This window comes from Mycobacterium talmoniae (assembly GCF_001854525.1).
Classification (GTDB): Bacteria; Actinomycetota; Actinomycetes; order Mycobacteriales; family Mycobacteriaceae; genus Mycobacterium; species Mycobacterium talmoniae.
In genome coordinates, this window is the sequence record NZ_MLQM01000091.1 from 1 (window position 1) to 20569 (window position 20569).

The following is a 20569-nucleotide window of genomic DNA, read 5'->3' on the forward strand; positions in this document are numbered from 1 at the left end:
GTGGGTGGGCAGCGGGCCGGCGTGCCGGACCAGCTCCCAGCCGCGCGGCGCGGTGATGCGGCTGGCGTGGCTGACGCACAGGTCCCAGGAGTGCGGTTCCCGCGCGGTGGCCAGCGGGCCGATCACGGCCGTCGAATCCGAGTACACGAACGTCAGCGTCGCCACCGCGTAGTGCGGACACCCGGGCCGGCAGCAGCGGCGGGGAACATTCACGCCTGCGAGGCTATCGTGGACAAACGGCTGTGCCGCACCGGACACGCGCATTCACGCCGGGGGCTATGTCCAACCGTTACCATCGGCGCGTGTCCGATTCGCGCAGCTCTCGCCGCGGCGCTGCCCCGGCCGGGATCTCGGCGTCCCGGCGGGGCCGGGAGATGCGCGGGCCGCTGCTGCCGCCGACGGTGCCGGGCTGGCGCAGCCGCGCCGAACGCTTCGACATGGCGGTGTTGGAGGCCTACGAACCCATCGAGCGACGCTGGCAGCAACGGCTGGCCGAGCTCGACATCGCCGTCGACGAGATCCCGCGGATCGCCGCCAAGGACCCCGACAGCGTCCAATGGCCGCCGGAGGTCGTCGCCGACGGGCCGATCCCGCTGGCCCGGTTGATCCCGGCCGGCGTCGATGTCCGCGGCAACCCCACCCGAGCCCGAATCGTGTTGTTCCGCAAGCCAATCGAACACCGCGCCAATGACAGCGTCGATCTTTCTGAATTGCTGCACGAAATTCTGGTGGCGCAGGTGGCCACCTATCTGGACGTGGAGCCCTCGGTCATCGACCCGACCATCGACGACGACTAGGCGCGTTCGGCTCCTAGATGATGCCGCGCTTGAGGCGACGGCGCTCCCGCTCGGACAGGCCGCCCCAGATGCCGAAGCGCTCGTCATGGGCCAACGCGTATTCCAGGCATTCCGAACGCACCTCGCAGCCCAAGCAGATCTTCTTGGCCTCGCGGGTAGAGCCGCCCTTTTCCGGGAAGAACGCTTCTGGGTCGGTCTGCGCGCACAGCGCGCGGTCCTGCCATTGATCCGGGGTCGCCGGCGCTGGGTCGAACACCTCCGCAGCGTCGGGAACCAAACTCAAGTGTGGCCTTGCGGCCGCCCCCGTCACCCCCATCGACGCCGAGCCGGTATTGGTGTGCGGTGTGCCTCCCATTACGCCCCGAAGGTGCTCATAGGACATGCTCCGCCTCCTCACCTGGTTTCGTTGATCGTCAAATCTCGCTCACTATTGTGATGTGCGGCCATCTCAATTCGAACAGGTGATCGAATCTCGGTCTGCGACACCGAATCCGGCCGGCCAACCGGGAAATGACACTGGTGTGATTACACACGGGTTAGCTGCCGAGGTCAAGCGCTAGGCGGCGATTCCATACCATCTCGTGACGAAATCTCGGCGTGTCCGAGACCCGGCGAGTCCTGTTGCGTCGGCCACACTGCGGCCCGCGGAGGCCGTCGCCGCCGCACACGACCCCCTCGGCGGGCAGTACTGTCGTGCGCTGTGAAGGTCACGGTTCTGGTCGGCGGGGTCGGCGGCGCCCGCTTCCTGCTGGGTGTGCAACGGCTGCTCGGGCTGGGGCAGTTTGCCGGGGCCGCCCCCGGCACCGGTCACCAGCTAACCGCGGTGGTCAATATCGGCGACGACGCCTGGATGCACGGGGTGCGCATCTGCCCCGATCTGGACACCTGCATGTACACCCTGGGCGGCGGCGTCGACCCGGAGCGGGGCTGGGGTCACCGTGACGAAACCTGGCACGCCAAGGAGGAGCTGGCCCGCTACGGGGTGCAGCCGGACTGGTTCGGGCTGGGCGACCGCGATCTGGCCACCCATCTGGTGCGCAGCCAGATGCTGCGGGCCGGCTATCCGCTGTCGGCGGTCACCGAGGCGCTGTGCGACCGCTGGCAGCCCGGTGCGCGGCTGCTGCCGGTCAGCGACGACCGTTGCGAAACCCACGTGGTGATCACCGACCCGGCCGACGACACCCAGCGCGCGATTCACTTCCAGGAATGGTGGGTGCGCTACCGCGCCCAGGTCCCGACCCACAGTTTCGCCTTCGTCGGGGCCGAAAAGGCCAGCCCGGCACCGGGGGTCAGCGACGCGATCGCCGATGCCGATGCGGTGTTGCTGGCCCCGTCCAACCCGGTGGTCAGCATCGGCGCGTTGTTGGCGATTCCGGGGGTGCGCGGCGCGCTGCGCTCGACCGGCGCCCCGATCATCGGCTACTCCCCCATCGTGTCCGGAAAGCCGTTGCGCGGCATGGCCGACGAGTGCCTGTCCGTGATCGGGGTGGACACCACCTCGGAGGCCGTCGGCCGGCACTACGGGGCGCGCACCGGCACCGGGATTCTGGACTGCTGGCTGGTGCACGACGGCGACCACGCCGACATCGACGGCGTGCAGGTGCGCTCGGTGCCGCTGTTGATGACCGATCCGCAGGCGACGGCCGACATGGTGCGGGCCGGGCTGGACCTGGCGGGTGTGCAATGACCGACGAGCACGGCAGCGCGGCGACGGTCGAAATCCTGCCGGTGGCCGGGCTTCCCGAGTTCCGGCCGGGCGACGACCTGGCCGCCGCCATCGCCGCCGCGGCCCCCTGGCTGCGCGACGGCGACGTCGTGGTGGTCACCAGCAAGGTGGTGTCCAAATGCGAAGGCCGCATCGTGCCCGCCCCCGTCGACCCTGAGGAACGAGACGCGCTGCGCCGCAAGCTGATCGAGAGCGAAGCGGTGCGGGTGCTGGCCCGCAAGGGCCGCACCTGGATCACCGAGAACCGGTTGGGGCTGGTCCAGGCCGCCGCCGGGGTGGACGGCTCCAACATCGGCGCCGACGAACTCGTGCTGCTGCCCGTCGACCCGGATGCCAGCGCGGCCGCGTTGGCCGACGCGCTGCGCCGTCGGCTCGGTGTCACCGTGGCGGTGGTCATCACCGACACCATGGGTCGGGCCTGGCGCACCGGCCAGACCGATGTCGCGATCGGCGCGGCGGGCCTGGCCGTGCTGCGGTCCTACGCCGGCGCGGTCGACACCCACGGCAACGAGTTGGTGGTCACCGAGATCGCCGTCGCCGACGAGGTCGCCGCCGCCGCCGATCTGGTCAAGGGCAAGCTGACCGCGATCCCGGCGGCGGTGGTGCGGGGCGTGACCCCGCGCGACGACGGGTCGACCGCGCGCACCCTGGTGCGCGCCGGCACCGAGGACCTGTTTTGGCTGGGCACCGCCGAGGCCCTCGAGCTGGGCCGCCAACAGGCCCAGCTGCTGCGCCGCTCGGTGCGCCACTTCGCCGCCGAGCCGGTGCCGCCGCAGCTGATCGAGGCCGCCGTCGCCGAGGCGCTCACCGCGCCGGCCCCGCACCACACCCGGCCGGTGCGCTTCGTCTGGCTGCAGTCCGAGACGGTCCGGGTCGCGCTGCTGGATCGCCTGCGGGAGCAATGGCGGGCCGATCTGGCCGGTGACGGCAAGCCCGCCGAGGCGATCGAACGCCGGGTGGCCCGCGGCCAGATCCTCTACGACGCCCCCGAAGTCGTCATCCCGATGCTCGTTCCCGACGGCGCGCATGACTACCCGGACGCCGCCCGCACCGACGCCGAGCACACCATGTTCACCGTGGCGGTCGGCGCGGCCGTGCAGGCGCTGCTGGTCGCCCTCGCGGTGCGCGGGGTGGGCAGTTGTTGGATCGGCTCCACCATCTTCGCCGCCGAGCTGGTGCGCGCCGAGCTGGAACTGCCCGACGACTGGGAGCCGTTGGGCGCCATCGCGATCGGCTATCCGGCCGAGCCGGTGACCGAGCCGCGGGACCCGGTGCCGGTGGACGATCTGCTGGTGCGCCGATGAGCGTGCGGGACTCGGCGATCGCGCTGCTGTCCGGCTGGGCCGCACCGGATGCGGCCCAGGAAACACTGCGCCACGCCGTGCTGGCGTTCCTGGACGCCCGCCCGGACGCCTGCGCGCGGGAATGCGCGGCCGGCCACATCACCGCCTCGGCGCTGGTGCTCGACCACACCGGCACCCAGGTGCTGCTGACCCTGCACCCCCGGGTGGGGCGCTGGTTGCAGTTGGGCGGGCACTGCGACGACACCGACGCCGACATCGTGGCCGCGGCGCTGCGGGAGGCCACCGAGGAATCCGGGATCACCGGACTGCGTATCGACCCGGTGCTGGCCGCCGTGCACGTGCATCCGGTCACCTGCTCGCTGGGGGTGCCGACCCGCCACCTGGACCTGCAGTTCATCGCCCATGCCCCGCCCGACGCCCAGATCGGGATCAGCGACGAATCGCTGGACCTGCGCTGGTGGCCGGTCGACGGGCTGCCCGCCGACGCCGACGCCGCGCTGGCCTACCTGGTTTCGCGCGCGTCGCGCCGCCGGTTGTGACACGCTTTTTCGCAGCACGCGTGCGTTAACCGGCCGCCGGGCACGGCCGAGGATCGAGGTGGACAGATGCGCGGACGTTTGCACACCTACACGGCGTACAGCATCGGTTGCGCCGTCGTCTGGGCCGTGGTCTTGGCGGTGCTGTCGGCCACCGCGGACGGCGCGACCCGGCACACCTTCGCAGTGTTCTTCGGCGGGTGGGTGATCGGGTGGCTGTCGGCGACCATCGCCCGCGCCGTGTACCCGCCGCCCCGCCGTCCGCCGAGTGTGGGGCTGTGACACGCCCGAGCCGTAAACGCGTGCCCTAAGCCCACACTCGGCGCGCGCTGACGCCCGCTACACGTCGGACGAGTAGCGGATGCCGCCGTCGGGAATGGCCACCCCCGGCCACACCCGGGCGCCGCGCAGCAGCTCGCAGCGCGCGCCGATGTCGGCGCCGTCGCCGATCACCCCGTCGCGGATCAGCGCCCGCGGCCCGATCCGGGCGCCGAACCCGATGATGGACCGCTCGATCACGGACCCGGCCTCCACCCGCACCCCGTCGAAGATCACCGCGCCGTCCAGCCGGGCGCCCGGCCCGATTTCGGCGCCGCGGCCCACGACGGTGCCGCCGATCAGCACCGCGCCCGGCGCCACCGCCGCGCCGTCGTGCACCAACTTCTCGCCGCGCTGGCCGTGCAGCGCCGGGGACGGTGCGATCCCGCGCACCAGGTCCGCCGAGCCGCGGACGAAGTCTTCCGGGGTGCCCATATCGCGCCAGTAGCTGGCGTCGACGTACCCGCACATGGTGATCCCGTCCGACAGCAGCGCCGGGAACACCTCCCGTTCCACCGAGACGGCGCGCCCGCGCGGGATGCGGTCGATGATCGCGCGGTTGAACACGTAGCAGCCGGCGTTGATCTGGTCGGTCGGCGGATCCTGGGTCTTCTCCAAAAACGCGGTGACCCGGCCGTTCTCGGTGGGCACGCAGCCGAACGCCCGCGGGTCGCCGACCCGCACCAGATGCAGGGTCAAATCGGCGTCGTTGCCGTGGTGGTAGTCGAGCAGCTGGCCCAGGTCGGCGCCGGAGAGCACGTCGCCGTTGAACACCATCGCGGTGTCGTGGCGCAGCTTGTCGGCGACGTTGGCGATGCCGCCGCCGGTGCCCAGCGGCTCGGCCTCGGTCACGTACTCGATCTGCAGACCCAGCTTGGAGCCGTCCCCGAATTCGGCCTCGAACACCCCGGGCTGATACGACGTGCTCAACACGACGTGCTCGATGCCGGCGGCGGCGATCCGCGACAGCAGGTGGGTGACAAACGGCAGCCCGGCGGTGGGCAGCATCGGCTTGGGCGCCGACAGGGTCAGCGGCCGCAGCCGGGTGCCCTTGCCGCCCACCAAGACGACGGCATCGACCTCGCGTGACATCACGACCGCCCTTTCGCCAGTTTTCGTCGTGAGCTGCGCACCACCAGCCGTGACCGGGTCGCCAGCGCGGTGCGCATCGCCCAGCGCAGCGGTGCCCGCAGCCAGCCGGCGTGCCGGTCGGCGAGGTAGGTGTAGGTGCTCTGGTGGTGCGCGGCCAGGTTGCGGGCCGGGTCGCGACCGGTGGAGTGGCCCTTGTGGTGCAGCACCTCGGCCGACGGCACGTAGACGTTGAGCCAGCCGGCCTTGCCGAGCCGGTCACCGAGGTCGACGTCCTCCATGTACATGAAGTAGCGCTCGTCGAAGCCGCCGACTTCGTCAAACGCCGCCCGGCGCACCAGCAGACACGACCCGGACAGCCAGCCCACCGGCCGCTCGCTGGGCGCCAGCCGCTCTTGCCGGTAGGCGCTGGTCCACGGGTTGCTTCCCCAGACCGGGCCGAGGACGGCGTGCATGCCGCCGCGGATCAGGCTGGGCAGGTGCCGCGCCGACGGGTACACCGAGCCGTCGGGGTCCCGGATCAGCGGGCCCAGCGCGGCCGCGCGGGGCCAGCGGGCGGCCGCATCCAGCAGCGCGTCGATGCTGCCGGGCCCCCACTGCACGTCCGGGTTGGCGACGATCAGGAACTCGGCGTGGCCGCCGTCGTCGGCCAGCCGGGTCACCGCGCGGTTGACCGCGCTGCCGTAGCCCAGGTTGGCGCCGGTGGTGAGCAGTTCCACATTCGGGTAGCGCCGGACGGCCGCCTGCGGGGTCCCGTCGGTGGAACCGTTGTCGGCCATCAGCACCCGCACCGGCCGGTCGGTGGCCAGCGACAGCGACGCCAGGAAACGGTCCAGGTGCGGACCCGGCGAATAGGTCACCGTCACGACCGGCAGGACGTCACTCACGGCGTAGAGGGTAACCGGCCGGTGCCCAGCGCCTCGACCAGCGCGTCGTGCCAGCCGCGCAGCGGCGTCAGGCCGGCCCGCGCCGAGGCCGCACCGGACAGCGCGGAGTAGGCCGGCCGGGCCGCCGGACGCGGGTTGTCGGCGCTGGCGACCGGGCGCACCCGGTCCGGGTCGGCGCCCAGGCAGCCGAACACCGCCCGGGCCTGCTCGAACCGGCTGACCGCGCCATCGTTGGCGGCGTGCACGACGTGCGCGGTGACCCGCCCGTCGGCCACCTGCAGCAAGGCCGCCGCCAGATCCGCGACGTAGGTCGGCGACCCGATCTGGTCGTCGACCACCGACACGGTGTCGTCGCCGCCGGCCAGCCGGCGCATGGTGGCGACGAAGTCGGTGCCGGTGCCGCCGGTGTAGACCCAGGCGGTGCGCACCACGGTCGCCGTCGGCAACGCGGCCAGCACCGCGCGTTCGCCGGCCAGCTTGGTGCGCCCGTACACGCTGAGCGGCCCGACCGGATCGTCGGGCTCGTAGGGTCGCGGCGCCGACCCGCCGAAGTCCCCGCTGAACACGTAGTCGGTGGAGATGTGGATCATCCGCGCCCCGGCCCGCGCGCAGGCCCGCGCGAGGTGGCCGGGACCGGCCGCGTTGACCGCGTGGGCGGCGGACTCGTGCGATTCGGCGGCGTCGACGTTGGTGTAGGCCGCGCAGTTGATCACCACGTCGCCGGGTTCAACGATCCGCTCGGCGGCCGCCGGGTCGGTGATATCCCACTGCGACGAGGTCAGGGCCAGCACGTCCCGGCCGTCTTGCGCCGCGCGCGCGGCGAGGCAGCGGCCGACCTGCCCGCCGGCGCCGGCGATCACGATCCTGTCTGGCATGGGTTCCGAGTCTGGCACGCCGAGCCCGGCTACCGCTGATACGGCTGATGCATAAGTAACCTGGAGTGATGCCTGTGCACCGTGTGGTCCGTGTGGTTGCGACGGTGGCTGCCGTCCTGGTCGTGCTGAGCACCGGGGTGGCGTGGAGCCGGATCCGCTCGTTCGAGGACGGCATCTTCCACATGTCCGCGGCCGCGCTGGGTGAGGGCGGCGACGACGGCGCGATCGACATTTTGCTGGTCGGTATGGACAGCCGCACCGACGCGCACGGCAATCCGTTGACCCCCGAGGAGCTGGCAACGCTGCGGGTCGGCGACGACGAGGCCACCAACACCGACACCATCATCTTGGTCCGCATCCCCAACAACGGGAAGTCCGCCACCGCGATCTCGATTCCGCGGGACTCCTACGTCGCCGCCCCGGGCCTGGGCAAGACCAAGATCAACGGGGTGTACGGCGCCACCAAGTTGGAGACCGCGGAGGCCGCGGTGGACTCCGGGCTCGGGCCGCTGGAAGCCGACGCGCGGGGCACCGAGGCCGGCCGGGAGGCGCTGATCAAGACCGTGGCCAACCTGACCGGGGTCACCGTCGACCACTACGCCGAAATCGGGCTGCTGGGCTTCTCGCTGATCACCGACGCCCTCGGCGGTGTCGACGTCTGCCTCAAACAGGAGGTCTACGAGCCGCTTTCGGGGGCGGACTTCCCCGCGGGCTGGCAAAAGCTGGACGGGCCGCAGGCGCTAAGCTTTGTCCGCCAGCGCCACGACCTGCCGCACGGCGACCTGGACCGGGTGCACCGCCAGCAGACGGTGATGGCCTCGCTGGCCCACAAGGTCATCTCCGGCAAGACGCTGTCCAGCCCGGTGACCATGCAGCGGCTGCAGCAGGCCGTGCAGCGGTCGGTGGTGTTGTCCTCGGGGTGGGACGTGATGGATTTCATCTCGAAGCTGCAGCAACTGGCCGCCGGGCAGGTCGCGTTCGCCACCATCCCGGTGCTCGAGGAGTCCGGCTGGAGCGACGACGGCATGCAAAGCGTGGTGCGGGTCGACCCGGACCAGGTCCGCACCTGGGTGGGCGGGCTGCTGCACGACCAGGACCAGGGCAAGACCGAGGAGCTGGCCTACGCGCCGGAGAAGACCACCGCCAGCGTGCTCAACGACACCGACATCAACGGGCTGGCCGCCGCGGTATCAAACGTGTTGACGGCCAAAGGGTTTAGTGCCGGCACCGTGGGCAACAACGACTCCGGCCACGTGACCGGCAGCCAGGTCCAGGCCGACAACGCCGACGATTTGGGCGCCAAAGCGGTGGCCAAGGAGCTCGGCGGGCTGCCCGTGGTGGCCAGCGCGGCGGTGCACCCGGGGTCGGTGCGGGTGGTGCTGGCCAACGACTACACCGGGCCCGGATCCGGGTTGGGCACCGGCGACGCGACCGCGTTGGGCAACGCCGCAGAGGGCGGGTCGACCCAGACCACCGCTCCCCCGCCGTCGCCGATCATCACCGCGGGCTCCGACGACCCGCAGTGCGTGGACTGACCCGATCGGTGTGGCGGCATGGGGGCCGCCGGCATATCGCGAGGCGCCGGTTGTGTTGCCGCGCCTGCGTGGTGGGCGCCGAGCCTGCGCTCACGGCATCGAGCCTGCGCTGAGGGCGTCGAGCCTGCGTCCACGGCATCGAGCCTGCGCTCACGGCGTCGAGTCTGCGGTGGGTGCGTCGAGCCTGCGCTCAGGGCACCGAGCCTGCGTCCACGGCGTCGAGCCTGCGCTCAGGCCGGGTATCGGCGCGAAAACACGGCCTCACCGCAGACTCGATGCCCTCAGCGCAGGCTCGATGCCCTCACCGCAGACTCGACGCACCCACCGCAGACTCGACGCACCCACCGCAGACTCGACGCACCCACCGCAGACTCGACGGCCCACCGCAGACTCGACGGCCCGGGGGACGCGACGCCCGGACTAACCTGGCCGCGTGACCAACCTCAGTGCAGCGGTGCTCGATCCGATGTTGCGCGCCGATCCCGTCGGCCCGCGCATCACCTACTACGACGATGCCAGCGGTGAACGTATCGAGTTGTCCGCGGCCACCTTGGCGAACTGGGCCGCCAAAACCGGCAACCTGCTGCGCGACGAGTTGGGCGCCGGCCCGGCCAGCCGGGTGGCGGTGTTGCTGCCCGCCCATTGGCAGACCGCGGCCGTGCTGTTCGGGGTGTGGTGGATCGGCGCCGAGGCGGTGCTCGACGGCCCCGCCGAGGTCGCGTTGTGCACCGCGGCCCGGCTGGCCGACGCCGACGCCGCGGTCGGGATCGGCGGCGAGGTGGCGGTGCTGTCACTGGATCCCTTCGGGCGGCCGGCGCCGGACCTGCCGGTCGGCGTCACCGACTACGCGACCGCGGTGCGGGTGCACGGCGACCAGATCGACGCCGAGCGCCAGCCCGGCCCCGCGCTGGCTGGCCGATCGGTCGACCAGGTGCTGGCCGCGGCCGAAAAGTCCGCGGCCGACCGCGGCCTGACATCGGCCGACCGAGTGCTGTCCACGGCGCCGTGGACCACCGCCGAGGAGCTGATTGACGCGCTGCTGGCTCCGCTGGCGGCCGGCGCGTCGCTGGTGCAGGTCGCCCATCCCGACCCGGACGCACTGCCCCGCCGCATCGAGACCGAGAAGGTCACCCGCACGCTCACCGATCGCGTTTAACGTCGTTGCGCGCTGCCCCGGACCGACGCGGCCGCGGACGGCGGCGTCGACCGGGCCGGCGCTCACGGGAGATCCGGTGGAAGGCGTCCAGCAGATCGAGTTCGCGACCGAGGAACTCGGCGAGCATCCCGATCGCCGGAACGGCGCGGCGACATCCGGTCAGGCCGAAGGCGATCTGGTCATTGATGCTGGTGCAAGTGATGTTGAGCGTCTGGGCGTCCACCGGCACCGACACCGGGTACAGCGCCTCGAAGCGGGCGCCGTTCCAATACAGCGGCCCGGTCGGACCGGGAACATTGGAAATCATCACGTTTGGTGGCCGCAGCGGCCCGAATGGGCGACCCAACGCCATGGCCAGCGCGACCGGGGCGGCGCCCAGCGCGCTCATCGCCAGCACCTGCAGCTGGCTGCGGCCGGCCAGGGCCGCCTTCCCCTCCCGCATGCTGGCCTGGACCGCCGCCAGCCGCTCGGCCGGATCGTCCAGGTGCGTACCCAACGAGCACATCAGCGTCCCCACCTTGTTGCCGGGCACCACGGCGGTCGCGTCGAGGGGCTCATCGCCGCGCAGCGACACCGGCACCATCGCGATCAGCGGCGCGGCCGGGAGCGCATCGCGGCCAATGAGATACCGGCGCAGCGCCCCGGCGCACATCGTCAACACCACGTCGTTGAGGGTGGCGTCGGTGTGCTTGGCGACGAGCCGCAACCGGTCGAGGGGAAAGCTGCACCCGGCGACCGACCGGGCGCCGCTGATCGGCACGTTGAACGGGGTATGGGGCGCGGCCAAAGTCAGCGGGCCGCCCCGGCGGCGCACCGCCCGCCACGCAGTGTCGGCAAGGGCCGGCGCCACGCCGAGCAGTTCTTCGACCGCGCCGACCATGCCCCGGACCACGTCGAGCGGGCGGACTCCCCCGGCGGGATCGTGGTCGGCGATCTCCCACGGGGCGGGCATCCCGCGCTGGTCCGGGTCGGCGCTCACCGTCCGCCGCAGCAGCCGCATCGCCGAGGCCCCGTCGGCGAACGCGTGGTGGATCTTGACGTACACCGCGTAGCGGCCGTCGGCGAGCCCCTCGATCAGGTGGCATTGCCATAACGGCCGGGCACGGTCCAGCGGCGTGCCGTGCAGCCCGGACACCAGCTCCCATAACTCGGCCAGGCCGGCGGGCCGCGGCAAACAGCTCACCGGCACGTGGTAGTCCAGGTCAATGTCGGCGTCGGTGCGCCAGCACCATTGCCCCAGCGAGGTGACCGAGCGGTGCGGACGCCGACGCCACAGCGGCGCCGCCTGGCCGCGGGTCAGCGCGTCGGCAAACAGCTCCCGCACGTCGCGCTGGTCGCCGCCGTCGGGCGGACTCAACAAGCCGAGCGCGCCGACGTTGATCGGCCGGTGCGGCGCCTCGGCGTAGAGGAACATCGAGTCGGTGGGCAATATCGGAACAGGCATGCAGCAGAGCCCTCGCAGCAAATCACACGGAAACCCGGAACCGGCCATCGCCGCTCTGCAAATGCCGCACCGCAGGGGCGAATTCGCCACACCCGGGTGGACTAGCACGGTGGCCGGTTGCCGCCGAAGCCTGGCGGCGGCAAACCCGCTGGGTGCTCAACGGGCGGGCCCGGCCAAGGTAGCACGCGGCACGAATTACTACAAAGTAACTTGTGAAATTTGCTCGCGCGTCGCCAGCGCTCGCCGACACCACGACACCACGCCCCCGCGTCGAGGCCGGGGTACCTTTCAGACTGCCCGCCGGCCCGGCGAACACATATTGATATCGCAATATTTGTATGTTAGCGTCGGCGGTCAGTGACCTGAGAGGAAGGGTGTCCGAATGGCATACGCGCTATTCGCAAAGGCGGCCAGCACGGTCGTCACCGGGCTGGTCGGCGTGAGCGCCTACGAGCTGCTGCGCAAGGCGGTCGATAAGGCCCCGCTGCACGAGACGGCGGTCAAGGCCACCGAGTGGGGGCTGCGTGGAACCCGGCGCGCCGAGGAAGCCGCCGAATCCACCCGGCTCAAGATCGCCGACGTCGTCGCCGAGGCCCGGGAACGCATCGGGGAGGAGTCCCCGCCGCCGGCCGCCGCCGTCGACCACAACCACGACCACTGATCGCGGCGCCGGTGACCATCGACCCTGACCTCACCGTCATATCCGACGCGGCCGGACGGATGCGGGTGCATGTGCCGTGGGTCCGCGGCAACTCGCGGCGCGCCGTCGCGGTGGAGGAAAGCGTCGACCGCGAGCATGGGGTGCGCACGGTGCACGCCTACCCGCACACCGGGTCGGTGGTGGTGTGGTATTCGCCGAAACGCTGCGATACGGCGGCGGTGCTGGCAGCGATCGGCGCGGCCGCCGAGGTGGCGGCCGAGCTGATCCCGGCCCGCACCCCGCGCTCGGCGGACATCCGCAACACCGATGTGTTGCGGATGGTGATCGGCGGGGCGGCGCTGACCCTGCTCGGGGTGCGCCGCTACGTCTTCAAACGGCCGCCGCTGCTGGGGCCGACCGGCCAACTGGTCGCCACCGGGGCGACGGTGTTCATGGGCTACCCGTTCCTGCGCGGCGCGCTGCGGTCGATCCGCTCCGGTCGCGCCGGCACCGACGCGCTGGTCACCGCGGCGACCCTGGCCAGCCTGGTGCTGCGGGAGAACGTGGTGGCGCTCACCGTGCTGTGGCTGCTCAATATCGGCGAGTACCTGCAGGATCTGACGCTGCGACGGACCCGGCGCGCCATCTCCGACCTGCTGCGCGGCAGCCAGGACACCGCCTGGGTGCGGCTGGCCGACGGCACCGAGGTGCAGGTGCCGATCGAGACCGTGCAGATCGGTGACCAGGTCGTGGTGCACGATCACGTCGCGATCCCGGTCGACGGCGAGGTGGTCGACGGCGAGGCGATCGTCGACCAGTCCGCGATCACCGGGGAAACCCTGCCGGTCAGCGTCATCACCGGAAACCGGGTGCATGCCGGGTCGGTGGTGGTCCGCGGCCGGCTGGTGGTGCGGGCCACCGCGGTGGGCAGCCAGACCGTGATCGGCCGCATCATCAGCCGGGTGGAAGAGGCCCAGCACGATCGGGCGCCGATCCAAACCGTCGGGGAGAACTTCTCCCGCCGCTTCGTGCCCGCCTCGTTCATCCTGTCGGCGATCACCCTGGCGCTGACCGGCGACGTGCGGCGGGCCATGACGATGCTGCTGATCGCCTGCCCGTGCGCGGTCGGGTTGGCCACCCCGACCTCGATCAGCGCCGCGATCGGCAACGGCGCCCGGCGCGGCATCCTGATCAAGGGCGGCTCCCACCTGGAGCAGGCCGGCCGGGTGGACGCGATCGTGTTCGACAAGACCGGCACCCTGACCGTCGGGCGCCCGGTGGTGACGAACATCATTGCAATGCACAAGGATTGGCAGCCCGAACAGGTGCTGGCCTACGCCGCCAGCTCGGAGATCCACTCGCGGCACCCGCTGGCCGAGGCGGTGATCCGATCCACCGAGGAACGCCACATCACCATTCCGCCGCATGAGGAATGCGAGGTGCTGGTGGGCCTGGGCATGCGCACCTGGGCCGACGGGCGCACCCTGCTGTTGGGCAGCCCGTCGCTGCTGGAAAGCGAGAACGTGACGGTGTCCCCCGACGCGGCGCGGTGGGTGGACAAGCTGCGCCGCCAGGCCGAGACCCCGCTGCTGCTGGCGGTGGACGGCACCCTGGTCGGGGTGATCAGCCTGCGCGACGAGGTCCGGCCCGAGGCGGCCGAGGTGCTGACGAAGCTGCGCAGCAACGGGATTCGTCGGATCGTCATGCTCACCGGCGACCACCCGGAGACCGCCGAGGCGGTGGCGGGTGAACTCGGCATCGAGGAGTGGCGCGCCGAGGTGCTGCCCGAGGACAAACTCGAGGTGGTGCGCGCGCTGCAGGAGGACGGCTACGTCGTCGGGATGGTCGGCGACGGGGTCAACGACGCGCCGGCGCTGGCGGCCGCCGACATCGGCATCGCCATGGGGTTGGCCGGCACCGACGTGGCGGTGGAGACCGCCGACGTCGCGTTGGCCAACGACGACCTGAACCGCCTGCTCGACGTGCGGGACCTGGGCGCGCGCGCGGTCGACGTGATCCGGCAGAACTACGGCATGTCCATCGCGGTCAACGCGGCCGGGCTGCTGATCGGCGCCGGTGGCGCGCTGTCCCCGGTGCTCGCGGCGATCCTGCACAACGCGTCGTCGGTGGCCGTCGTAGCTAACAGCTCACGGCTGATCCGCTACCAGCTGGACTGACCGGTTTCCTCGACGGGCCCGGCGGCCGGATAGTAGTGTTCTGACACGCCAGCCCCCAACCGTTCGAAGGAGCCGATGTGAAGGTCAACCGACTTGGCGCAGCACTGGGCGTCCTGGCCACCGGTGCACTGGTGTTGTCGGGATGCGGTAGTGACAACAACAGCGCCAGCCAGGGCGGCAATGAGGGGGCCGCGACACCGGGTTCGGCCGCGTCGAACGTCACCTGCGGCGGCAAGAAGACCATCAAGGCCAGCGGCTCCACCGCGCAGAAGAACGCGATGGACCGCTTCGTCAAGGCGTTCCAGCAGGCCTGCCCGGACCAGAACCTGAACTACACCCCGAACGGGTCCGGCGCCGGGGTCACCGAATTCCTGGGCAAGCAAACCGATTTCGGTGGCTCGGATGTGCCGCTGAGCCCCGAGGAGTACACCAAGGCGCAGGAGCGCTGCGGCTCGCCGGCGTGGAACCTGCCGACGGTGTTCGGGCCGATCGCCATCACCTACAACGTCAAGGGCGTCGACTCGCTGGTGCTGGACGGGCCGACCGCCGCCAAGATCTTCAACGGCGCCATCACCAGCTGGGACGACGAGGCGATCAAGAACCTCAACAGCGGCGCCACGCTGCCTGCGGAGCCGATCCACGTGGTGTTCCGTAGCGACGAATCGGGCACCACCGACAACTTCCAGGAATACCTCGACGCCGCCTCCGACGGCGCCTGGGGCAAAGGCACCGGCAAAACCTTCAACGGCGGTGTCGGCGAGGGCGCCAAGGGCAACGACGGCACCTCGGCGGCGATCACCTCCACCGAAGGGTCGATCACCTACAACGAGTGGTCGTTCGCCCAGGGGCACCACCTGAACATGGCCAAGGTCGTCACCTCGGCGGGCCCGGACCCGGTCGCGATCAGCACCGACTCGGTGGGCAAGACGATTTCGGGCGCGACGATCAAGGGCCAGGGCAACGACCTGGTGCTGGACACCATGTCGTTCTACAAGCCGACGCAGGCGGGTGCCTACCCGATCGTGCTGGCCACCTATGAGGTGGTCTGCTCGAAGTACCCCGACGCCGAGGTCGGCAAGGCGGTCAAGGCGTTCCTGCAGGCCGCCATCGGTGAGGGCCAGAACGGTTTGGCGGACAACGGGTACATCCCGATTCCCGACGCGTTCAAGTCGAGGCTGTCCACCGCGGTCAACGCCATCGCGTGAGCTTGACGTCCCAGGAGCCTGATCCGAACCGCAGAACCGCTGTGCTGCCTGCGCCCAACCCGGGCGCGGCGCGGCGCGGCGACCGGCTGTTCAAGGCCGTCGCGGTCGCCGCCGGGTTGACGATCGTCCTGTCCATCGCGCTGATCGCGGTGTTCCTTCTGGTGCAGGCGATTCCGGCGCTGCGCGTCAACCACGCGAATTTCTTCACCAGCGCCGACTTCAACACCAGCGACCCCGACAAGTTGTCGTTCGGGATCCGCGACCTGCTGATGGTCACGGTGCTGAGTTCGGTGTGGGCGCTGATCCTGGCCGTGCCGGTGGCGATCGGCATCGCGGTGTTCCTCACCCAGTACGCGCCGGCCCGGCTGTCGCGGCCGTTCGGCGCCATGGTGGACCTGCTGGCCGCGGTGCCGTCGATCATCTTCGGGTTGTGGGGAATCTTCGTGGTGGCGCCCAAGCTCGAGCCGATCGCCACGGCGTTGAACCGCCACCTGGGGGCGGTGTTTTTGTTCAAGCAGGGCAACGTGTCGTTGGCCGGCGGCGGCAACATCTTCACCGCCGGCATCGTGCTGGCCGTGATGGTGCTGCCGATCGTCACCTCGGTGTCGCGAGAAGTGTTCCGGCAGACCCCGATCCCCCACATCGAGGCGGCGCAGGCGTTGGGCGCCACCAAATGGGAGGTGGTGCGGATGACCGTGCTGCCGTTCGGGCGCAGCGGGGTGATCGCGGCGTCGATGCTGGGATTGGGCCGCGCGCTGGGCGAAACCGTGGCGGTGCTGATCATCTTGCGCGCCGCCGCCCGCCCCGGGAACTGGTCGCTGTTCGACGGCGGGTACACGTTCGCGTCCAAGATCGCTTCGGCGGCCACCGAATTCAGCGAACCGTTGCCGACCGGCGCCTACATTTCCGCGGGGTTTGTGCTGTTCGTGCTGACCTTCGTCGTCAACGCGATCGGTCGCCTGATCGCCGGCGGGAAGGTCAACGGATGAGCACCAGCGTCGGTGCGCTCAGCCAGCCGGTGAAAGAGGCGGTGTTCGTGCCGCTGAGCCTGGGCCGGCGGATCAAGGACAACGTCGCGACCACGTTCTTTTTCGCGTCGTTCGTGACCGCGCTGATCCCGCTGGTCTGGCTGCTGTGGGTGGTCATCGCCCGCGGCTGGTACGCGGTGACCCGGTCGGGGTGGTGGACCCATTCGCTGCGCGGGGTGCTGCCCGAACAGTTCGCCGGCGGGGTGTATCACGCGCTGTACGGGACGCTGGTGCAGGCCGGGGTGGCCGCCGTGCTGGCGGTGCCGCTGGGGTTGATGACCGCGGTGTTCTTGGCGGAGTACGGATCGTCGCGGTTGGCGCGGGTCACCACGTTCATGGTCGACGTGCTCGCCGGGGTGCCCTCGATCGTGGCCTCGCTGTTCATCTTCAGCCTGTGGATCGCCACCCTGGGCTTTGAGCAGAGCGCGTTCGCGGTGTCGCTGGCGCTGGTGTTGCTGATGCTGCCGATCGTGGTGCGCGCCACCGAGGAGATGCTGCGATTGGTGCCCGACGAATTGCGGGAAGCCAGCTTCGCGTTGGGGGTACCGAAGTGGAAAACGATCGTGCGGATCGTCATCCCGGTCGCGTTGCCGGGCATCTTGTCCGGTGTCTTGTTGTCGCTGGCCCGCATCATCGGTGAAACCGCGCCGGTGCTGGTGCTGGTCGGCTACAGCCGATCGATCAACTTCGATATCTTCGACGGCAACATGGCCTCGCTGCCGCTGTTGATCTACACCGAACTGTCCAACCCCGAACACGCCGGGTTCCTGCGGGTCTGGGGTGCGGCGTTGACGTTGATCATTGTGGTGGCGGTGATCAACGTGGTCGCGGTGGTGGCCACCCACCTGCTGGCGAACCGCCGGCGCTGACCGGGGTTACGACGCCAGTTTCACCACCCGGTTGTTGCCGCGGTCGGCCACGTAGACGTTTCCGTCGTTGTCCGCCACCACATCTAACGGGGTGTTGAGGCCGGTGAACGGCAGCACCGTCGAGCTGTTCGCGCCCGCCGCCAACTTCAGCACCTGACTGTTGTCGTGTTCGGTGACATACACGTTGCCCTTGTTGTCCACCCCCACCCCCCACGGCACCGAGAGATTGGTGAACGGCAGCTCGGCCTGGGTGGTCGATCCGGCCGGCAATTTCAGCACCCGGTTGTTGTCGGTGTCGGCGACGTACACGCTGCCGTCATCGCCCACCGTCACCCCGTCGGGGTTGTTCAGGCCGTTGAACGGCAGGTCGGACTGGGTGTTGGACCCGGCCGCCAACTTCACCACCCGGTCGTTGCCCCGGTCGGCGACGTACACGTTCCCCTCGGCGTCGACCGCCACCCCCTCGGGGTAGTTCAGGCCGTTAAACGGCAGCACCATCTGGTTATTCGAGCCGGACGCCAACTTCACCACCCGGTTGTTGAAGTCGCTGACGTACACCGCGCCGGCGCTGTCCACCGCCAGCCCCTGCGGCTGGTACAGACCGGTGAACGGCAGCACCGTCGGGTTGTCGGAGCCGGCGGCCAACTTCACCACCCGGCCGTACATGCCCATGCTGGCGGCATACACGTTGCCCTCGTTGTCCAGGGCGACCGCCGCCGGGGACAGGTGGAAGTTGAGGCCCTCGAACGGCATCACGCTCTGCCCGGACGCCGACGACGAGCCCGACGGGTGCCGGGTCAGCAGGAACGCGAACACCGCCACCACCACGGCCAGCAGCAGCGCACCGGCGCCCAGCAGCATCTTGCGTCGCCGCTGCTCGGGCTCGGGGCCCCGGGCGAACGACGGCGGCACGGCGGGTTGCCGCGCCGGCGGCGCCTGGGGCTGGCTGCGCCAACTGGGCGCCTCGCCCGGGGGCGTCACCGGGCGCACCCGGGTCGCGTCGCTCGGCGACGCCGCCGGCGAAGCGATCCGCTCGCCCGACGATGTGAACGCCCCGACCGCGCCCGGGTCGATGGCGGGCGCCCGCAGGGTGGCGTCCTCGCCTTGCCGCAAAATGGTGGCGGCCTGGTTCTGTTCGGGGGCGTCGAGCGCGTCGTGGGCGGCGGCGGCCAACTCACCGGCGCTGCGGTAGCGCTCGGGCGGCTTTTTCGCCATGCCCCGGGCGATCACCGCATCCAACGCCGGCGGCACCCGGCCGGGACGCAGCTGGCTGGGCTGCGGCGCGGGCGCCGTCAAATGCGCACCGATCATCCGTTCGATGGTTTCGGCGCGATACGGCGGCGACCCGGTCAGACACTCGCACAGCACGCAGGCCAGCGAATAGATATCGGCGCTCGGGGTGATCTCGTCGCTGGTGAACCGCTCGGGGGCCATGTAGTTGTAGGTCCCCATCGCCATCCCGGTCTGGGTCAACCCCGGGTCCGCCTTGGCGCGGGCGATGCCGAAATCCACCAGGTAGGCGAAATCGTCCCCGGTGATCAGGATGTTTTCCGGCTTCACATCGCGATGGGTCACCCCGGCGGCGTGCGCGGCATCCAACGCGGAGGCGATCTGACGCACGATGGCCACCGCCCGCGGCGGGCTCAACGGCCCGTACCGCTTCAACAGCGTCGACAGATCGGTGCCGTCGATCAGCCGCATATCCAGATACAGCAGCCCACCGATCTCGCCGTAATCGTGGATCGGCACCACATGCGGTTCGGTCAACCGCCCCGCCGCGTCGGCCTCCCGCTGCATCCGCGCCCGAAACACCGGATTCCCCGAGAACTGCTCGGAGATCAGCTTCAACGCCACCACCCGGCCCTTGCGGGTGTCCTCGGCCTCATAGACCTCACCCATGCCGCCGCGACCCAGCAGCCGCAGCAGCCGATACGGCCCGAACTGCGACCCGACCCGCGACCCTCGCCCGGTGTCGCTCACCGTCGACGCTCCCTTCGCCTGCCACCCGATCCAGCTAATCCGCTACTTCCTCAATACGCCACGGCGGCGCGGCACATCAGCTGGGCGCCAGTTTCACCACCCGATCGTTACCGCGGTCGGCGACATACACGTTTCCGTCCTTGTCCACCACCACGTCCAGCGGGGTGTTAAGCCCGGTGAACGGCAGCACGGTCGAGTTGTTGGCCCCGGCCGCCAGCTTCACCACCTGGCTGCTGTCGTGTTCGGTGACGTAGACGTTGTTTTTGTCGTCCACCCCCACCCCCCAGGGCACCGACAGGCCGGTGAACGGCAACTCGGTCTGGGTGGTCGACCCGGGCGGCAATTTCAGCACCCGGTTGTTGTCGGTGTCGGCGACGTACACGCTGCCGTCGTCGCCCACCGCCACCCCGTCGGGGTTGTTCAGGCCGTTGAACGGCAGGTCGGTCTGGGTGTTGGACCCCACGTCCAGCTTGACCACCCGGTCATTGCCCCGGTCGGCGACGTAGACGTTCCCGTTGGTGTCCACCGCCACCCCCTCGGGGTAGTTGAGACCGTTAAACGGCAGGTCGGTTTGGGTGTTCGAGCCGGACCCCAGCTTCACCACCCGGTTGTTGAAGTCGCTGACGTAGACGGCGCCGGAACCATCCACCGCCAACCCCTGCGGCTGGTACAGACCGGTGAACGGCAACGTCGCCGGCTGGTTGGAGCCGGGGGCCAACTTCACCACCCGGCCGTACATGCCCTGACTGGTGATGTACACGTTGCCTTCGGTGTCCAACGCCACCCCGCCCGGGGACAGCCGGTAGTTGAGGCCCTCGAACGGCAGCACGCTTTGCCCGGACGCCGACGACGATCCCGACGGGTGCGACGGTCGCGCCACCAGGTACACGATCAGACCGATCACCGCGAGGACGGCCAGTGCGGCCGCGCCGAACAGCATCTTGCGTTTGCGGTCGGGTGGGGCCGCCGCGGACACAAAGTCCGTCGGGGCTGTCTCTTATAC

General features: G+C 70.4%; 19 protein-coding genes and 1 pseudogene. 12 read left to right on the forward strand and 8 right to left on the reverse strand.

Annotated elements, in window-relative coordinates:
• Nucleotides 1-213: DUF3499 domain-containing protein (locus tag BKN37_RS27890; RefSeq protein ID WP_207547248.1), on the reverse strand; the 213-nt coding region annotated here is incomplete at its 3' end.
• Nucleotides 214-374: 161 nt separating this feature from the next.
• Here BKN37_RS27890 and BKN37_RS16150 point away from each other — a divergent pair.
• Nucleotides 375-797: a metallopeptidase family protein gene (locus BKN37_RS16150; protein ID WP_071027640.1), complete on the forward strand. Its 423-nt coding sequence runs from the start codon at nt 375-377 to the stop codon at nt 795-797.
• Nucleotides 798-810: 13 nt separating this feature from the next.
• Here the strand turns inward: BKN37_RS16150 and BKN37_RS16155 are convergent, their stop codons facing one another.
• Nucleotides 811-1152 (reverse strand): WhiB family transcriptional regulator, encoded by a 342-nt coding sequence (locus BKN37_RS16155; RefSeq protein ID WP_071027666.1) that lies wholly within the window; start codon nt 1150-1152, stop codon nt 811-813.
• 345 nt (nt 1153-1497) lie between these two features.
• Between BKN37_RS16155 and cofD the strand changes: the two genes are divergently transcribed.
• The 4 genes from cofD (at nt 1498) to BKN37_RS16175 (ending at nt 4645) form a co-directional block, all read left to right on the forward strand.
• Nucleotides 1498-2484: a 2-phospho-L-lactate transferase gene (cofD, locus tag BKN37_RS16160; RefSeq protein WP_071027642.1), complete on the forward strand. Its 987-nt coding sequence runs from the start codon at nt 1498-1500 to the stop codon at nt 2482-2484.
• Nucleotides 2481-3827: a coenzyme F420-0:L-glutamate ligase gene (locus tag BKN37_RS16165; protein ID WP_071027644.1), complete on the forward strand. Its 1347-nt coding sequence runs from the start codon at nt 2481-2483 to the stop codon at nt 3825-3827. The genes cofD and BKN37_RS16165 overlap by 4 nt, the downstream gene beginning before the upstream one ends.
• A complete protein-coding gene (locus BKN37_RS16170) occupies nt 3824-4366 on the forward strand; it encodes an NUDIX hydrolase (protein ID WP_071027647.1) in 543 nt (180 codons plus the stop codon). Before BKN37_RS16165 ends, BKN37_RS16170 begins: the two co-directional genes overlap by 4 nt.
• Before the next feature lie 66 nt (nt 4367-4432).
• Nucleotides 4433-4645 (forward strand): hypothetical protein, encoded by a 213-nt coding sequence (locus BKN37_RS16175; RefSeq protein WP_071027648.1) that lies wholly within the window; start codon nt 4433-4435, stop codon nt 4643-4645.
• 57 nt (nt 4646-4702) lie between these two features.
• On the opposite strand, the gene manB is transcribed toward BKN37_RS16175, so the two are convergent.
• Genes manB through rfbD form a run of 3 tightly spaced genes read right to left on the reverse strand, consistent with a single transcriptional unit; the run spans nt 4703 to nt 7532 of the window.
• Complete coding sequence (gene manB / locus BKN37_RS16180; RefSeq protein WP_071027650.1) at nt 4703-5773, reverse strand: mannose-1-phosphate guanylyltransferase; 1071 nt, start codon at nt 5771-5773, stop codon at nt 4703-4705.
• Nucleotides 5773-6657, reverse strand: a complete 885-nt coding sequence (locus tag BKN37_RS16185; protein WP_071027652.1) for a glycosyltransferase family 2 protein — start codon at nt 6655-6657, stop codon at nt 5773-5775. Before BKN37_RS16185 ends, manB begins: the two co-directional genes overlap by 1 nt.
• Entirely contained in the window at nt 6654-7532 is an 879-nt protein-coding gene (rfbD, locus tag BKN37_RS16190) for a dTDP-4-dehydrorhamnose reductase (protein WP_071027653.1), read from the reverse strand. Before rfbD ends, BKN37_RS16185 begins: the two co-directional genes overlap by 4 nt.
• A 65-nt stretch (nt 7533-7597) precedes the next feature.
• On the opposite strand from rfbD, the gene BKN37_RS16195 reads away from it, so the two are divergent.
• Complete coding sequence (locus BKN37_RS16195; protein ID WP_423212804.1) at nt 7598-9067, forward strand: LCP family protein; 1470 nt, start codon at nt 7598-7600, stop codon at nt 9065-9067.
• Between the two features lie 466 nt (nt 9068-9533).
• The gene (locus BKN37_RS16200; RefSeq protein WP_071027668.1) at nt 9534-10223 is read left to right on the forward strand and encodes a TIGR03089 family protein; all 690 of its coding nucleotides are present in this window, start codon (nt 9534-9536) and stop codon (nt 10221-10223) included.
• Here BKN37_RS16200 and BKN37_RS16205 read toward each other — a convergent pair.
• Nucleotides 10207-11667, reverse strand: a complete 1461-nt coding sequence (locus BKN37_RS16205; protein ID WP_083341843.1) for a WS/DGAT/MGAT family O-acyltransferase — start codon at nt 11665-11667, stop codon at nt 10207-10209. The genes BKN37_RS16200 and BKN37_RS16205 overlap by 17 nt on opposite strands.
• Before the next feature lie 382 nt (nt 11668-12049).
• On the opposite strand from BKN37_RS16205, the gene BKN37_RS16210 reads away from it, so the two are divergent.
• The 5 genes from BKN37_RS16210 to pstA all read left to right on the forward strand — a co-directional run bounded on the left by BKN37_RS16210 (nt 12050) and on the right by pstA (nt 17586).
• Nucleotides 12050-12328, forward strand: a complete 279-nt coding sequence (locus BKN37_RS16210; RefSeq protein WP_071027657.1) for a DUF1490 family protein — start codon at nt 12050-12052, stop codon at nt 12326-12328.
• 59 nt (nt 12329-12387) lie between these two features.
• Nucleotides 12388-14484: a manganese-exporting P-type ATPase CtpC gene (ctpC, locus tag BKN37_RS16215; RefSeq protein ID WP_083341845.1), complete on the forward strand. Its 2097-nt coding sequence runs from the start codon at nt 12388-12390 to the stop codon at nt 14482-14484.
• 77 nt (nt 14485-14561) lie between these two features.
• Nucleotides 14562-15689 (forward strand): phosphate ABC transporter substrate-binding protein PstS, encoded by a 1128-nt coding sequence (pstS, locus tag BKN37_RS16220; protein ID WP_071027659.1) that lies wholly within the window; start codon nt 14562-14564, stop codon nt 15687-15689.
• Nucleotides 15690-15730: 41 nt separating this feature from the next.
• Nucleotides 15731-16678: a phosphate ABC transporter permease subunit PstC gene (gene pstC / locus BKN37_RS16225; protein WP_071027661.1), complete on the forward strand. Its 948-nt coding sequence runs from the start codon at nt 15731-15733 to the stop codon at nt 16676-16678.
• Complete coding sequence (pstA, locus tag BKN37_RS16230) at nt 16675-17586, forward strand: phosphate ABC transporter permease PstA (protein WP_071027663.1); 912 nt, start codon at nt 16675-16677, stop codon at nt 17584-17586. Before pstC ends, pstA begins: the two co-directional genes overlap by 4 nt.
• Before the next feature lie 6 nt (nt 17587-17592).
• On the opposite strand, the gene BKN37_RS16235 is transcribed toward pstA, so the two are convergent.
• Nucleotides 17593-19566 (reverse strand): serine/threonine-protein kinase PknD, encoded by a 1974-nt coding sequence (locus BKN37_RS16235; protein WP_071027664.1) that lies wholly within the window; start codon nt 19564-19566, stop codon nt 17593-17595.
• Between the two features lie 76 nt (nt 19567-19642).
• Nucleotides 19643-20536, reverse strand: a pseudogene (locus tag BKN37_RS16240) (NHL repeat-containing protein); the annotation flags it as partial.
• Between the last annotated feature and the right edge of the window lie 33 nt (nt 20537-20569).

What these genes read in the sequence shown, in the direction of transcription:
- BKN37_RS16150 (WP_071027640.1), top strand. Translation starts at nt 375, where the DNA reads ATGCGCGGGCCGCTGCTGCCGCCGACGGTGCCGGGCTGGCGCAGCCGC.
- rfbD (WP_071027653.1), bottom strand. Translation starts at nt 7,532, where the DNA reads ATGCCAGACAGGATCGTGATCGCCGGCGCCGGCGGGCAGGTCGGCCGC.
- BKN37_RS16175 (WP_071027648.1), top strand. Translation starts at nt 4,433, where the DNA reads ATGCGCGGACGTTTGCACACCTACACGGCGTACAGCATCGGTTGCGCC.
- BKN37_RS16210 (WP_071027657.1), top strand. Translation starts at nt 12,050, where the DNA reads ATGGCATACGCGCTATTCGCAAAGGCGGCCAGCACGGTCGTCACCGGG.
- BKN37_RS16205 (WP_083341843.1), bottom strand. Translation starts at nt 11,667, where the DNA reads ATGCCTGTTCCGATATTGCCCACCGACTCGATGTTCCTCTACGCCGAG.
- BKN37_RS16165 (WP_071027644.1), top strand. Translation starts at nt 2,481, where the DNA reads ATGACCGACGAGCACGGCAGCGCGGCGACGGTCGAAATCCTGCCGGTG.
- BKN37_RS16200 (WP_071027668.1), top strand. Translation starts at nt 9,534, where the DNA reads ATGTTGCGCGCCGATCCCGTCGGCCCGCGCATCACCTACTACGACGAT.
- BKN37_RS16170 (WP_071027647.1), top strand. Translation starts at nt 3,824, where the DNA reads ATGAGCGTGCGGGACTCGGCGATCGCGCTGCTGTCCGGCTGGGCCGCA.
- manB (WP_071027650.1), bottom strand. Translation starts at nt 5,773, where the DNA reads ATGTCACGCGAGGTCGATGCCGTCGTCTTGGTGGGCGGCAAGGGCACC.
- pstA (WP_071027663.1), top strand. Translation starts at nt 16,675, where the DNA reads ATGAGCACCAGCGTCGGTGCGCTCAGCCAGCCGGTGAAAGAGGCGGTG.
- BKN37_RS16155 (WP_071027666.1), bottom strand. Translation starts at nt 1,152, where the DNA reads ATGGGAGGCACACCGCACACCAATACCGGCTCGGCGTCGATGGGGGTG.
- ctpC (WP_083341845.1), top strand. Translation starts at nt 12,388, where the DNA reads ATGCGGGTGCATGTGCCGTGGGTCCGCGGCAACTCGCGGCGCGCCGTC.